Below are 12,670 nucleotides of genomic sequence, written 5' to 3'. Positions count from 1 at the left end.
CTTCGAAGGGCAGGGGGTCAGGGCGTTCGTCGTTCCAGCAGGTTGCTGTGGCGGGCGATGAACATCGCCGCCGGGTCGATACCCTTGGTACGCAGAATGTGCAGGCGGGTGGCCGCCTCGGTCAGGACGGCCAGGTTGCGGCCGGGCATCACCGGCAGGGTGATCAGCGGCACGTCCAGGTCCAGCACGTGGCGCGTGCCCGAGTCGCCGGTCAGGCGCTCGTAACCGTGGGGGGTGGGCTCGGTCATCGGCTTGGTCAGGTGGACGATCAGCCGAAGGTACTTGTTCTTCTTTACAGCGGTGTCGCCAAACATCTCGCGCACGTTCAGCACGCCCAGGCCGCGCACTTCCAGCAGGTCCTGCAGCAGTTCCGGGCAGGTGCCATCGAGCACGTCGGGGGCGATCTGGGTGAACTCGGGAGCGTCGTCGGCCACCAGGCGGTGACCGCGGCTGAGCAGTTCCAGGGCCAGCTCGCTCTTGCCTGATCCCGCTTCACCGGTGATCAGCACGCCGATGGAGTAGATCTCCATGAACACGCCATGCAGGATCACCCGCGGCGCCAGCGTCCGGGCCAGGTGGTAGGACAGATGGTTGAGCAGTTCGTGGCCGCGCTTGGGTGACAACCACAGCGGCGTGCCGGATTCATCGGCGGCCGCGCGCAGGTCTTCCGGGCACGGCTGGTTGCGGGTCAGCACCAGCGCCAGCGGATGCGACTGCATGATCTTTTCGATGGTTTCCCAGCGCTGGCGTGGTTCCAGCGCGTCCAGCCAGGACAGTTCCTCGGTACCGAGGATCTGCACCTTGTTGGGATAGATCGCATTGAGATAGCCGGCCAGCGAAGGGCGTCGCGAGACCGTATTGCCGGCCTCCAGCTCACGCTTCTCGCCGGATTTGCCCGCTGCCCAACGCAGGCCGAGCCGCTCACGCTGCTGTTCGAACAGTTCGCGGGCAGTGATGCTGGTATTCATGCGGCGCTCGCCGGTGGGGTCAGGTCCAGGGCCTGGCGCAGCTCCCGTGCATCACCGGCCTCGCGCAGCGCCTGGCGGATGCAGGGCGCGGAAAACAGCTCGGCCAGCTCGGACAGCAGCATCAGGTGTTGATGGGTGTAGTGGGCGGGAACGGCCATGGCGAACACCAGGTCCACCGGCTCGTCACCACCGAAATCGACCGGGGTCTGCAGGCGCAGCAGCGCGCCACGGGGGCGATCCAGGGTCGGCGCACGACCATGCGGGATGGCGATGCCGTAACCGATCGCGGTACTGCCCAACGCCTCGCGCTGGCACAGGTTGAGATAGATCTGTTCGGCGTTGGCCTGGCGGCAGGCCAGCAATCCGGCCGCGGCCTGCAGGACGCTGTCGCGGTCGGTGGCCGTGCAGAGCTGGGTCTGCACGGCCGCCAGGAGGTCAGTCAGGGGCATGTCTGCGGGGAGCGGTGGCGATCAGCCACCATTGTCGCCCACCGGCAGCGGTGCGTGCTGCTGTTTTTTCTCCTTGTGCTTGATCACCAGGCGGTCAAGCTTGTCCGCCAGCAGGTCGATCGCCGCATACATGGTCTGCGCATTGGCTTCAGCGTGCAGGGTCTGACCCGGAATATTGAGGCTGGCATCGACGTGGTGCTCGGTCTTCTGCAGCTTGAGCGTCACCCGCGCTTCGCAGTGCTGGTCGAAGTGTTTGCCGATCCGGGCCAGCTTCTCCTCTACATAGGACTGCAGGGCCGGGGTGACTTCGACATCTTTGCCAAACGTTTCGATGCGCATCGGGTTTCTCCTTTGATCGGATGTGCCAATGAACCTCTCCGCCGGGCGCGGCGGCGCGTCAAACGATTCTGACTCTTTCGTGCGAGGCGGAGATGTTCATGGCCTCACGATACTTCGCCACGGTGCGCCGCGCTACTGGGATTCCCGACGATTTGAGCAGGTCAGCCAGCTTGGCGTCAGAAAGCGGCTTGCGTGGGTTCTCGTCATCGATCAGGCGCCGGATCATGGCCTGGATGGCGGTGCTGGACGCTTCGCCGCCGCCGTCGGTGTCGATGCCCGAAGCGAAGAAGGCGCGCAGCGGCAAGGTGCCGCGTGGCGTACGCACATGTTTGCGGGCGATCGCGCGCGATACGGTGGATTCGTGCAGGCCCAGTTCGCCGGCGATCTCGCGCAGGGTCAACGGGCGCAGTGCCTGTTCGCCGAATTCAAGGAAGCCGGCCTGCTGCTGGATCAGGCTTCGCACTACCCGCAACAGCGTCTCACCTCGCGCCTGCAGGCCCTTCAGCAGCCAGCGCGCCTCCTGCAGCTGGCCGCGCAGATAACCGGCATCGGCGTCACCGCAGCGGCGGATCATCTGCTCGTAACCGCGGTGGATCACCAGCTTGGGGCCGGCATGGGCGGCCAGCGCGGCGCGCCAGATGCCATTCTGCCGCCATACGACGACGTCGGGCACCACGTAGGTGTCCTGGGCGAGTGGGGCGATCTGGGTGCCTGGGCGTGGGTCCAGCGAGCGCAGCAGGGCCACGGCGGTCTCGACCTCGGCCAGCGGCTGCTTCAACTGCTGGGCCAGGCCGGTCACGCCCGAGCGCGGCAGTTGTTCCAGTGGGCCGGCAGCAACCTGCCGGGCCAGGGCCAGGCAAGGGGTATCAGCAGGAAGCACGTCCAGCTGCAGTTGCAGGCATTCGCCAAGGCTGCGTGCGGCCACGCCGACGGGGTCGAAGCGCTGGATCTGGTGCAGCACGGTCAGGATTTCGTCTTCACCGGCGTGGATCGCCGGCAACAGCGCTTCGGCGATGGCCGAGAGCGGCTCGCGCAGATAGCCGTCGTCTTCCAATGAATCGATCAGCGCGGCACCGATGCTGCGGTCGCGCTTGGACAGGTGGGTCAGGTGCAGCTGCCACAGCAGGTGGTCGGCCAGGGTTTCGGTTTCGGCAACGCGTTCGGCGGCACTGCCGTTGTCGTCGTCGTCATCGAAACTACCGCCGCTGCCGCTACTGCTCCAGTCCAGCTCGGCAGGCGCCCAGTCGTCGCCGCTGCTTTCAGCGTTGTTGGGCGGGGCGTCATTGTCGCCGCCCGCGTCCTCGCTGCTGCCGTCCTTGTCGACACCGGCGCCTTCGTCGCTGCTGTCGGACCAGTCCAGCAGCGGATTGCTCTCCACCGCCTGGGCGATTTCCAGCTCCAGCTCGGTCGTGGACATCTGCAGCAGCTTGATCGCCTGCTGCAGCTGGGGCGTAAGCACCAGCTGCTGTCCCAACGATGTCTGCAGCCGAGTCTTCATGCCTGTGCCGAACGGAAGGGAGAGGGCCCGGCGGCCGCGCTTACAGCTTGAAGGAGTCCCCAAGGTAGACGCGACGCACGTCGGCATTGTCCAGGATCGCCTCGGGCGAGCCCTGGGCCAGTACGGTGCCCTCTGCGAGGATATACGCGCGGTCGCAGATTCCCAAGGTCTCGCGCACGTTGTGGTCGGTGATCAGCACACCGATGCCGCGTTGCTTGAGATGGGTGACGATGCGCTGGATTTCACCGACCGAGATCGGGTCGACACCGGCGAAAGGTTCGTCGAGCAGGATCAGGCGCGGCTTGGCGGCCAGTGCACGGGCGATCTCGCAGCGACGGCGCTCGCCACCGGACAGGCTGGCGCCGAGCTGTTCGGAGACATGCCCAAGCTGCAGTTCGTCGAGCAGGCTGTTCAGTTCGCGCTCGCGGCCTGCTGAATCCAGGTCCTCGCGCAGTTCCAGCACCAGGCGCAGGTTGTCGGCCACGGTCAGCTTGCGGAACACCGACGGTTCCTGCGGCAGGTAGCCCACGCCCTGCTTGGCGCGGGTGTACATCGGGTCGCCGGTGATGTCCTTGCCGTCCAGCACGATGCTGCCGGCATCGGCACCGACCAGGCCGACGATCATGTAGAAGCAGGTGGTCTTGCCGGCACCGTTGGGACCGAGCAGGCCGACCACTTCACCGGCGTCCAGGGTCAGCCCGAAGTCCTTGACGACTTCGCGCTGCTTGTAGCGTTTGCGCAGGCCAGTTGCGACGAGCATTACTTCTTGCCTCCAGCCGGAGCCGGAGCGGCAGCAGGCGTCTTGTTCTTCGGCGGAATCACGGTGCGCACGCGGCTGCCATCACCGCCGGAGTTCATTTCACCGCTGCGGGTGTTGTAGACCATGCGCTGGCCCGCATTGGTGCCGCGCGCGCTGGTGACCTTGTAGTTGCCGGTCAGGGTGATGATCTCGGTGGTGATGTCGTAGTCGATCCGGTCGGCCACCGCATCCATCCAGGTGCCATCGTCGAGCTGCTGCTTCATCTTGGCCTGCTTGCCGGTGAACACCGCACGCACGGCTTCGCCGCCCTTGAGGTAGATCTCCGCTTCGGACGAGCGCAGGTCCAGGGTGCCCTGGGTGATGATCACGCCGCCGGACAGCACGGTCTTGCCATCACCGGTGAGGGTGCCGGACTGCGCACCGGAATCAATGTTCATCGCTTCGTTGCGGTCCGTCGACTTGGCAAAGGCGACAGCGGGGACAAGAAGACTGAGTGCGAGCACGGCTGCAAAGGGAATCTTCATCGGGGTCCGTTCTACCGGTGGTGGCCCTCCGGCGGGACCGGGGGCGGCGGGTGGGGGCTGCCGGCTTCGCGCCTGTCGGGAAGACGTCGCGGGCAGGCGGCGGAATCAGCGCTTGGGCGTGTAACGGCCCTTGGACTGGCTGAGGAAATGATACGTGTTGTTCTTCGAATCCACCTCGAACCCGACGCCGGACTGCTCCATGCCGGGCCGGGTCATGGTCACCAGGGCATCGGTGCGGGCGCGGTTGTCCTTCGGGAATACATCCAAGTGGTCGGTGCGGAAGGTGGTCGGGACCACGCCCGGGCCGGCCGGACTGTCGCCGGCGACGTTGCCCCGCAGCTTCATCTCGTCGCCCTTGGCACTGAGCCAGCCGGTCTGGGCGCGCAGCGTCCAGTGCTTGCCGTCCTTGTCGGGCATTTCGAACAGCGGCGTGGTGATGTTGAGCGTCTGGTCGCCACGCTGGCGTTCCAGCAGGGGCGCGCGCAGGGTGGTCGATTCCTTGCCGTGTTCGTCCAGGGCGACGATCTGGAAGTCGTGCAGGATGTAGTCCACGCCAGCGTCCTGGCCTTCGGCGGCAGGTGCCTTTTCGCGGTTGCGCAGCGCCGCCCAGCTGCTCAGCAGGGCGGCCAGCAGCAGGCCGACGCCGAGGATCATCCGCCAGTTCAGGGTGGGGGCATTCATGCGCCGAACCTCGCCAGCACAGCGTCCACGCGGCCCTGCGCGGCCAGCAGCACGTCGCACAGCTCGCGCGCGGCACCACGGCCACCGTCAGCACGGGTGATCCAGTGCACGCGCTCGGCGATCCAAGGATGGGCATTGGCCGGAGCCACCGCCAGGCCGACCGCGCCCAGCGGCGCCAGGTCGGGCAGGTCGTCACCCATGAAGGCCACCTGCTCCAGGCCGATGCCGTGCTGGACGCACAGCGCCTGCACGCTGGCCAGCTTGTCGCCGACGGCGATCTGGGTGTCGATGCCCAGGTCGGCGCCGCGCTTGAGCGCGGACTGGCTGTTGCGCGCGGTGATCAGCACGGGGTGGATGCCGTGCTGTTGCAGCAGTTTCAGGCCCAGACCATCCTGCACGAAGTACGCCTTGCTCTCGTTGCCGTCCTTGTCGTAGTACAGCCGACCGTCGGTGAGGGTGCCGTCCACGTCGAAGCAGGCCAGGCGGATACCGGCCGCAGCGGCATGCAGGTGGGCGGGGAAGGCGGGCAGGGGGGACCAGGGCATCAGGGCATCGGACTCGGTGGTTGCGGGCTCGTTGGTACAGACTGAATGGGGTCTACGGACTGTCGGTTAAACCACCCGCGCCCGCAACAGGTCATGAATGTTCAGGGCGCCGACCGCACGCCCCTGGCTGTCGACCACGATCAGGCCGGTGATCTTGTGGGTTTCCATCAGCCGCGCAGCCTCCACCGCCAGCTTGTCGGCGCTGATGGTGCGCGGTTGCCGGGTCATCACATCGGCGATCTTCGCGGTGCGCACGTCCAGGTCGGTGTCCAGGGCGCGGCGCAGGTCGCCGTCGGTGAACAGCCCGATCAGCACGCCCTGGTCGTCGACCACGGCGGTCATGCCCAGGCGCTTGCGGCTCATCTCCATCAGCGCTTCGCTGAGGCTGGCGCCGACATCGACCTTGGGCAGGTCCTCACCGGTGTGCATGACGTCGGTGATGTGCAGCAGCAGGCGGCGGCCGAGGCTGCCGGCCGGGTGCGAACGGGCGAAATCGTCGGCGGTGAAGCCGCGTGCATCCAGCAGAGCCACCGCCAGCGCGTCACCCATCGCCAGCGAGGCGGTGGTGCTGGAGGTGGGCGCCAGCGCCAGCGGGCAGGCTTCGGCCGGCACGCTCACATCCAGGTGGAAATCGGCGGCGCTGGCCAGGCTCGACTGCGGGCGGCCGGTCATGGCGATCAGCACATTGCCCTGGCGCTTGAGCACCGGCAGCAGCATCAGCAGCTCATCCGATTCCCCCGAATAGGACAGGGCCAGCACCACGTCGTCCTCGGTGATCATGCCCAGGTCACCGTGGCCGGCCTCGCCCGGGTGCACGTAGAACGCCGGGGTGCCGGTGGAGGCCAGGGTCGCGGCGATCTTGCGTGCCACATGGCCGGACTTGCCCATGCCGGTGGCGACCACCCGGCCACGGCTGCCCAGGATCGCCCGGCAGGCCTGCTGGAAGGCGTCGCCGAGGCGGTCGGCCACGGCGTCCAGCGCCTGCCGTTCGATCTCGAACACGCGCCGGCCACTGGCGACCAGGGCGGCAGGGTCGGCGGAACGGGGGGGCAACAGGGATTCGGCCATGCGGACGCCACGCAGCGGAAGTAGAATGGACGCACATTTTATTAGGAAAGCCCGTTGGACGCCGACACCATCCGCAATCTGATCGAAACCGGCCTGCCCGGCGCCCGCGCCGACGTGCAGGGTGACGATGGCGTGCATTTCGAAGCGACCGTGGTCAGCGAGGCCTTTGCCGGCAAGCTGCCGCTGGCCCGCCACCGGATGGTGTATGCCACTCTGGGTGACCTGATGGGCGGCGCGATCCACGCGCTCGCACTGAAAACCGTGACCCCGGCCGAAGCCGGCTGAACCGCAGAAGATCCCCAATACATGGCCAAGATCGTTGTGACCGGCGGCGCTGCGCTGCACGGTGAAGTAAGCATCTCCGGCGCCAAGAACGCCGTCCTCCCCATCCTCTGCGCGACCCTGCTGGCCGACGCGCCGGTGGAGATCACCAACGTGCCGCATCTGCACGATGTGGTCACCACGGTGAAGCTGCTGGGCGAACTGGGCGCGAACGTGACCATCGACCAGGGCACGCTGTCGCGTGGCAGTGCGATCGTGGTCGACCCGCGTCCGGTCAACCAGCATGTGGCGCCGTATGAGCTGGTCAGGACCATGCGCGCCTCGATCCTGGTGCTGGGCCCGCTGCTGGCCCGCTTCGGCGCCGCCGAAGTATCGCTGCCCGGCGGCTGCGCGATCGGTTCGCGCCCGGTCGACCAGCACATCAAGGGCCTGCAGGCACTCGGTGCCGACATCGTGGTCGAGAACGGCTTCATCAAGGCCACCGCCAAGCGCCTGAAGGGTGGCCACTTCACCTTCGACATGGTCAGCGTGACCGGTACCGAAAACGTGCTGATGGCCGCAGTGCTGGCCGAAGGCACCACCATCCTCGACAACGCGGCGATGGAACCGGAAGTCACCGACCTGGCGCATTGCCTGATCGCGCTGGGCGCGAAGATCGAAGGCCTGGGCACCGCCCGCCTGGTCATCGAAGGCGTCGAACGCCTGTCCGGTGGGCGCCATGAAGTGCTGCCCGACCGCATCGAAACCGGTACCTTCCTGGTGGCCGCAGCGATGACCGGCGGCAAGGTGACCGTCAACCGCGCGCGCCCGAACACGATGGATGCGGTGCTGGCCAAGCTGGTGGAGGCCGGCGCGACCATCGAGACCACCGAAGACAGCATCACCCTGGACATGCACGGCAAGCGGCCGAAGGCAGTCAACCTGACCACCGCACCGTATCCGGCGTTCCCGACCGACATGCAGGCGCAGTTCATGGCGCTCAACTGCGTGGCCGACGGCGTGGGCGTGATCAATGAAACGATCTTCGAGAACCGTTTCATGCACGTCAACGAGCTGCTGCGCCTTGGCGCGGATGTGCAGGTGGAAGGCCACACGGCCATCGTGCGTGGCCACGAGCGCCTGAGCGGTGCACCGGTGATGGCAACCGACCTGCGCGCGTCAGCGTCGCTGATCCTGGCCGGCTTGATGGCCGATGGCGATACCACCATCGATCGCATCTACCACCTTGACCGCGGCTACGAGAACATCGAAGAGAAGCTGTCTTCGCTCGGCGCCACCATCCGGCGCGTGGCCGCATGATCCTGCGCGGCAGGTTCAGCCGTCGCCGCAAGGCGCTGCTGGTGCTGGTGCTGATCGTGCTGACGTGGCTGGGCTACGCCTGGTACGCCAACATCGCCATCACCAAGGGCATCGAGCAGAAGGACATGGACTGGAATGGCGACGGCACGGTGACCCGTGACGAGATCATCCAGTCGTTCTACGCGGTGGCGGTGAACGACAGCCAGGAGGGCAACCGCCATTGCCGCACGTTCGTGCGCCGATCCACGGGCGAGCAGATCCGGGTGGACTGCCGCACCGAGTTCAAGCCGGCGGAAGAAACGAAGAAATGAAAAAACGCCCGCGAAAGCGGGCGTTTTTGTCTGCGGGGCGTGAATCCACGCATGGCGTGGATCGACGTTGGGCGGTAGCGCCGGGCCATGCCCGGCGAGCGCGCAGCGCGGTCGGTCAGTTCATCGCCTTGATGGTCAGGTCCAGCGCATCGCGGCCGCTTTCACGCTGCAGCATGCGCGCCGGCACCGGGAACTCCGGCACGATCCACGCAATCAGCTCCTTGTTGCCGTCCACGCGCGACACCTTGGTGGCCTCGTAGCTCTTGCCGCCGACGGTGACCGATTCCTTGCCCACCACGCGGTAGGTCATGTTCTTGATGCGGCCCTCGTCGACCATGCGATAGGTCAGCGGCTTGCCGGCGGCCAGGTCGCGGGCGATGGCCAGGTTGATCAGCAGCGCGTCCATGTCGCCGGCCTTCAGGGCGATCGGGCCGGCGCGGTCGGGCTTGATGTCGCCGGTCCAGGTGGCCTGGTTGCTGGCCCAGTTGTAGTTGGCCTGCACATTGCGCTTCTTCACCAGCAGCGCAGAGCGGTCCTGGCTGCTGAGCGGGCGAAGCTGCCCGCGCACTTCCTCGAACACCGTGCTCTGGCTCAGGTCCGCCAGCTGGTTCTTGACCTGCAGGCTGTAGCGCCACTTGTTGGCGCCTTCGCTGGCCAGGGTCATGCTGCCATTGGCCTGCATGCCCATGTAGCTGGCCAGGTAGTCGGCCTTGAATGGCTGCAGGGCCATGGCCGGCAGGCTGGCCACCGACAATGCGGCAGCGGCGATCCAGGTCAGGGGGCGGGTCAGGGTGTTCATGCTCAGACTCCTTGGTATTCGATCAGGCGCAGATCGACGCGATCTTCGCCGTCTTCGCGTTGCAGGATGCGCACCGGCGTGGGGACACCGTTGGCGATCCAGAGAATGGTTTCATTGTTGCCGCCGTTGGTGCGATACACCCGCAGCGCGTTGTAGGACAGGTCGCCGACCTCGACGTTTTCGGTCTGCGGCGCGGCCTGGTAATCGTGCTGGCGCACCTTGCCCATGTCGACGTAGCGATAGTGCATGGCTGCGCCGGGACGCGCGTCGCGCATGATCGCCAGGTTGATCAGCAACGCGCTCTGGTCGCCGGCCTGCAGCGGAATCGGCTGGGCGCGCTTCTTTTCCACGTCGCCGCTCCACTGCGCGGTGCCGGCCTGCCAGTTGTAGGTGCCGACCGCCTTCTTGCCCAGGAACAGGCCCTTGCGCACCGTGCTCTGGCTGAGCGGCGCATACACACCGCTGCGCTCCTCGAACACCGTGCTCTGCTCGATGTTCAGGCCCAGCACGCTGGCAAAGCCTCGGCGGCCGACCACCTGCATGTCCACCCGCCACTGGCTGCCGCCGGTGTGGGTGACCTGCATGGTTGCATCGCCCGCTTCCTTGCCCTTGTAGAACGCCTGGTAGGTCGCGCTGAACGGCTGCAGCGGCGGCGGCTCCCACGCCAGGGCAGGCAACACCGGCGGTGCCGCTTCGGCAGGTGCCGGCGCAGCAGGCGCTGTTGCCTGGCCCCAGCCCGCACAGGCGAGGACGGCAAACGGCAGCAGCAGAGTTGTACGCAGCAGGGACGTGGTCTTCATGGCCGACAGGAACCGCAGGAGGGGAGCAGGATGCCAGCCCCGCAGTCAGCGGGGCGTGTGCACGGGCGTTACCGGTTCAGTTTTCCGGCGGAATCTAGAGCCAACGGGCTAAACAGGGGGTGACCGTCGAACATCGGTTGGCCTTCCCGTTCAGCCAGGCGGCCCGCACAGAGCAGCTCCAGGGTGGCGATCAGCAGGGGATGCTCCACCGCAAGCACGCGTTCGGCGAGGGTCTGCGCATCGTCGCCGGCAAGCACCGGAACCCGGGCCTGCGCCAGCACCGCGCCGGCATCCAGTTCCGGCACCACCAGGTGCACGCTGGCGCCGTGCTCGGCGTCACCGGCCTCAAGCGCCCGTGCATGGGTGTGCAGGCCCTTGTGCAGCGGCAGCAGCGAGGGGTGGATGTTGACCAGGCGGCCATTGAACCGCTGCACGAAATCGGCGCCGAGGATGCGCATGTAGCCGGCGCAGACGATCCAGTCCGGCGTGGATGCTGCCAGCGCATCCCCCAGCGCCTGCTCGTAGGCCGCGCGGTCACTGAATTCCTTCGGCGCATGCCCCCAGCGCCGATCCGTTGCCACCCGCTCCAGGGCGGTCGCATCGGGACGATCGGAGAACACGCCGACAATCTCGGCTTGCAGTCGCCCTGCCGCGATGGCGTCGACAATGGCCTGCAGGTTGCTGCCGCGCCCGGATGCCAGCACGGCGATTCGGCGGATGCTCATCGCACCACGCTCCGGCGCACCAGCGGCCACAGCAACAGGCTGCCCAAGGTCGCCAGCAGCATGTCCGCATGCGCGTCCCACATGTCGCCCTGCTGGCCGTTGTAGGCCTCAGCCGCTTCCGGCGACAGGGCAAGGGCGATGCCCCATTCCAGCCACTCATACACCAGGCTGGAACACATCACCGCCATCACCGCCAGGGTGAATGCCTGGCCGATGCGCAGCGCAGGCCAGGCATGTCGCGCCAACTGCAGCAATGCGGGGGTGAAGCAGACGCCATAGAGGAAGTGGATCAGACGATCGAAGTGGTTGCGCTGCCAGCCAAAGGCTGCGTCCGGCGACCATCCCAGCAATGCCTGCAGCCACGCGTCATACGGCACGTTGGAGTACAGCCAGCGCGCGGCCACGCAGTGGATGGCGATGAAGCCGCAGATGGCGATGAACGCACCGTTGCCCAGCTGCCAGCGCCGGTCCACCCACCACAGGGCCAGCAGGCCGATCACGGTCAGCGAACTGTGCAGGGCCTGCTCCAGCGGCCACAGCGGATGGATCCAGGTTGCCGCGAATATGCCCAGCACCGCGACCAGTGTGGCCTTCTTCGGTGCCGACAGTGAGTGGCTGGCGCGGTTGCGTGCGAAGGCGGGGGCAGCGGGCGTGGGCATGTCGGGGCGATCAGCAGAAGAGACGGAGCATGCGCTTGCCAGCTCAGACGCTGACGTGGTCGCCGCGGTCGAACAGGGCGGCGATCTCCGGCTTGCGCAGGAAATACACCGCGTAGGCGGTCAGGGCCATGCCCAGAGGGCCGGCCATCACCGCTGCCCAGGCCGCGCCGCGACACCAGGCCAGGTGGCTGCGATGGCCAAGCAGCCGCGCGGTGCGCAGCTGCAGGAAGCCCAAGCCGATGGCCAGCAGCGACACCGCGCCGTACACCGTCGCCAGCACGGCGCCGTCGTCCATGCCGCGTTCGAAGGCGACGATGCCGACAAAGCCGAGGAACACCAGTGCCGCCAGCCAATGGAAGCCGGCCAGTGCGTAGAACAGGATCTTCAGGGTGTGCAGGTGGCTGGCGGTCTGCAGGTCTGCCAGGGCCTGCCTTGGCAGCGGCGGCGGGTTCATTCCATCACTCATGCCACACCCGCCTGGCCAGCAAAGGCGGCCTTCACCTGGGGGCGCAACAGCACGACCAGGGTGAACACGCCGAGGATGGTGCCGATGGGCGTGAACAGGCACGACAGACCCGCCACGATCATGCATAGCAGGTAGCGGCGCTGCCGTGACAGGCAGCGGCCGGCATAGGCCACGAAGCCTGCCAGTGTCAGCCCACCGAGCACGATGCAGACGCCCATCACGGTGAACAGCCAGCCGACGACCTGCTGCTCTTCCGGCGATGACGGCTCACCGCCGGACTTCATCGGCAGCGAGCCGGACAGCATGGCGATGCCCAGCACGATGTGCAGGATGAAGATCAGCGAGAACACCGCCATCAGGCCAGCGACCACGTAGTGGCCGATCGCCAGCTGGCGTAGCTGGGTGGCATCCTGCGGGCCGAACACCGGCACGGCCGGGTTCGGCGGCAGCACCGGCGGCGCCGGTGGCGTTGACGAGGAGGGAGGAGCGTCCATGCG

General features: G+C 67.0%; 18 protein-coding genes. 3 read left to right on the top strand and 15 right to left on the bottom strand.

What is annotated here, in order from left to right; all coding sequences use genetic code 11:
• Positions 1 to 17: 17 nt before the first annotated feature.
• From hprK to K5K93_RS07655, 9 genes are all read right to left on the bottom strand, one after another.
• Positions 18 to 968, bottom strand: coding sequence for an HPr(Ser) kinase/phosphatase (hprK, locus tag K5K93_RS07695; RefSeq protein ID WP_004147299.1), 951 nt, complete (start codon positions 966 to 968; stop codon positions 18 to 20).
• Positions 965 to 1,417 carry a PTS sugar transporter subunit IIA gene (locus K5K93_RS07690; protein WP_032977285.1) on the bottom strand — a complete coding sequence of 151 codons (453 nt, stop codon included), beginning with the start codon at positions 1,415 to 1,417 and terminating at the stop codon, positions 965 to 967. Before K5K93_RS07690 ends, hprK begins: the two co-directional genes overlap by 4 nt.
• A 21-nt stretch (positions 1,418 to 1,438) precedes the next feature.
• On the bottom strand, positions 1,439 to 1,756 hold the full coding sequence (gene raiA, locus K5K93_RS07685) for a ribosome-associated translation inhibitor RaiA (RefSeq protein WP_004147311.1): 318 nt from the start codon (positions 1,754 to 1,756) through the stop codon (positions 1,439 to 1,441).
• Positions 1,757 to 1,814: 58 nt separating this feature from the next.
• The gene (locus K5K93_RS07680) at positions 1,815 to 3,254 is read right to left on the bottom strand and encodes an RNA polymerase factor sigma-54 (RefSeq protein WP_222390444.1); all 1,440 of its coding nucleotides are present in this window, start codon (positions 3,252 to 3,254) and stop codon (positions 1,815 to 1,817) included.
• 40 nt (positions 3,255 to 3,294) lie between these two features.
• Positions 3,295 to 4,014 carry an LPS export ABC transporter ATP-binding protein gene (gene lptB / locus K5K93_RS07675; protein ID WP_025874019.1) on the bottom strand — a complete coding sequence of 240 codons (720 nt, stop codon included), beginning with the start codon at positions 4,012 to 4,014 and terminating at the stop codon, positions 3,295 to 3,297.
• On the bottom strand, positions 4,014 to 4,538 hold the full coding sequence (gene lptA / locus K5K93_RS07670) for a lipopolysaccharide transport periplasmic protein LptA (protein ID WP_025874018.1): 525 nt from the start codon (positions 4,536 to 4,538) through the stop codon (positions 4,014 to 4,016). Before lptA ends, lptB begins: the two co-directional genes overlap by 1 nt.
• A 105-nt stretch (positions 4,539 to 4,643) precedes the next feature.
• Complete coding sequence (gene lptC, locus K5K93_RS07665; protein WP_080149498.1) at positions 4,644 to 5,219, bottom strand: LPS export ABC transporter periplasmic protein LptC; 576 nt, start codon at positions 5,217 to 5,219, stop codon at positions 4,644 to 4,646.
• Positions 5,216 to 5,764: an HAD hydrolase family protein gene (locus K5K93_RS07660; RefSeq protein WP_093817546.1), complete on the bottom strand. Its 549-nt coding sequence runs from the start codon at positions 5,762 to 5,764 to the stop codon at positions 5,216 to 5,218. The genes lptC and K5K93_RS07660 overlap by 4 nt, the downstream gene beginning before the upstream one ends.
• Positions 5,765 to 5,830: 66 nt before the next feature.
• Complete coding sequence (locus K5K93_RS07655) at positions 5,831 to 6,832, bottom strand: KpsF/GutQ family sugar-phosphate isomerase (RefSeq protein WP_093817547.1); 1,002 nt, start codon at positions 6,830 to 6,832, stop codon at positions 5,831 to 5,833.
• Positions 6,833 to 6,886: 54 nt separating this feature from the next.
• On the opposite strand from K5K93_RS07655, the gene K5K93_RS07650 reads away from it, so the two are divergent.
• Genes K5K93_RS07650 through K5K93_RS07640 form a run of 3 tightly spaced genes read left to right on the top strand, consistent with a single transcriptional unit; the run spans position 6,887 to position 8,724 of the window.
• Positions 6,887 to 7,117, top strand: coding sequence for a BolA family protein (locus K5K93_RS07650; RefSeq protein ID WP_025874014.1), 231 nt, complete (start codon positions 6,887 to 6,889; stop codon positions 7,115 to 7,117).
• A 21-nt stretch (positions 7,118 to 7,138) separates the two neighbouring features.
• A complete protein-coding gene (gene murA / locus K5K93_RS07645) occupies positions 7,139 to 8,413 on the top strand; it encodes a UDP-N-acetylglucosamine 1-carboxyvinyltransferase (protein WP_025874013.1) in 1,275 nt (424 codons plus the stop codon).
• Positions 8,410 to 8,724 carry an EF-hand domain-containing protein gene (locus K5K93_RS07640; RefSeq protein WP_222390442.1) on the top strand — a complete coding sequence of 105 codons (315 nt, stop codon included), beginning with the start codon at positions 8,410 to 8,412 and terminating at the stop codon, positions 8,722 to 8,724. The genes murA and K5K93_RS07640 overlap by 4 nt, the downstream gene beginning before the upstream one ends.
• Positions 8,725 to 8,839: 115 nt before the next feature.
• On the opposite strand, the gene K5K93_RS07635 is transcribed toward K5K93_RS07640, so the two are convergent.
• The 6 genes from K5K93_RS07635 to K5K93_RS07610 all read right to left on the bottom strand — a co-directional run bounded on the left by K5K93_RS07635 (position 8,840) and on the right by K5K93_RS07610 (position 12,667).
• The gene (locus K5K93_RS07635) at positions 8,840 to 9,523 is read right to left on the bottom strand and encodes a DUF3108 domain-containing protein (RefSeq protein ID WP_049470102.1); all 684 of its coding nucleotides are present in this window, start codon (positions 9,521 to 9,523) and stop codon (positions 8,840 to 8,842) included.
• 2 nt (positions 9,524 to 9,525) lie between these two features.
• Positions 9,526 to 10,323, bottom strand: coding sequence for a DUF3108 domain-containing protein (locus K5K93_RS07630; RefSeq protein WP_093817549.1), 798 nt, complete (start codon positions 10,321 to 10,323; stop codon positions 9,526 to 9,528).
• 68 nt (positions 10,324 to 10,391) lie between these two features.
• A complete protein-coding gene (purN, locus tag K5K93_RS07625) occupies positions 10,392 to 11,048 on the bottom strand; it encodes a phosphoribosylglycinamide formyltransferase (protein WP_093817550.1) in 657 nt (218 codons plus the stop codon).
• Positions 11,045 to 11,656 carry a DUF2238 domain-containing protein gene (locus K5K93_RS07620; protein WP_222391012.1) on the bottom strand — a complete coding sequence of 204 codons (612 nt, stop codon included), beginning with the start codon at positions 11,654 to 11,656 and terminating at the stop codon, positions 11,045 to 11,047. The genes purN and K5K93_RS07620 overlap by 4 nt, the downstream gene beginning before the upstream one ends.
• 94 nt (positions 11,657 to 11,750) lie before the next feature.
• Positions 11,751 to 12,173, bottom strand: a complete 423-nt coding sequence (locus K5K93_RS07615) for a hypothetical protein (protein WP_093817552.1) — start codon at positions 12,171 to 12,173, stop codon at positions 11,751 to 11,753.
• The gene (locus K5K93_RS07610; RefSeq protein ID WP_093817553.1) at positions 12,170 to 12,667 is read right to left on the bottom strand and encodes a hypothetical protein; all 498 of its coding nucleotides are present in this window, start codon (positions 12,665 to 12,667) and stop codon (positions 12,170 to 12,172) included. Before K5K93_RS07610 ends, K5K93_RS07615 begins: the two co-directional genes overlap by 4 nt.
• Between the last annotated feature and the right edge of the window lie 3 nt (positions 12,668 to 12,670).

Origin of the sequence: Stenotrophomonas sp. DR822 (assembly GCF_019793815.1) — a bacterium.
GTDB classification, from domain to species: Bacteria; Pseudomonadota; Gammaproteobacteria; order Xanthomonadales; family Xanthomonadaceae; genus Stenotrophomonas; species Stenotrophomonas indicatrix.
This window is presented reverse-complemented; position numbering and strand designations above follow the sequence as displayed.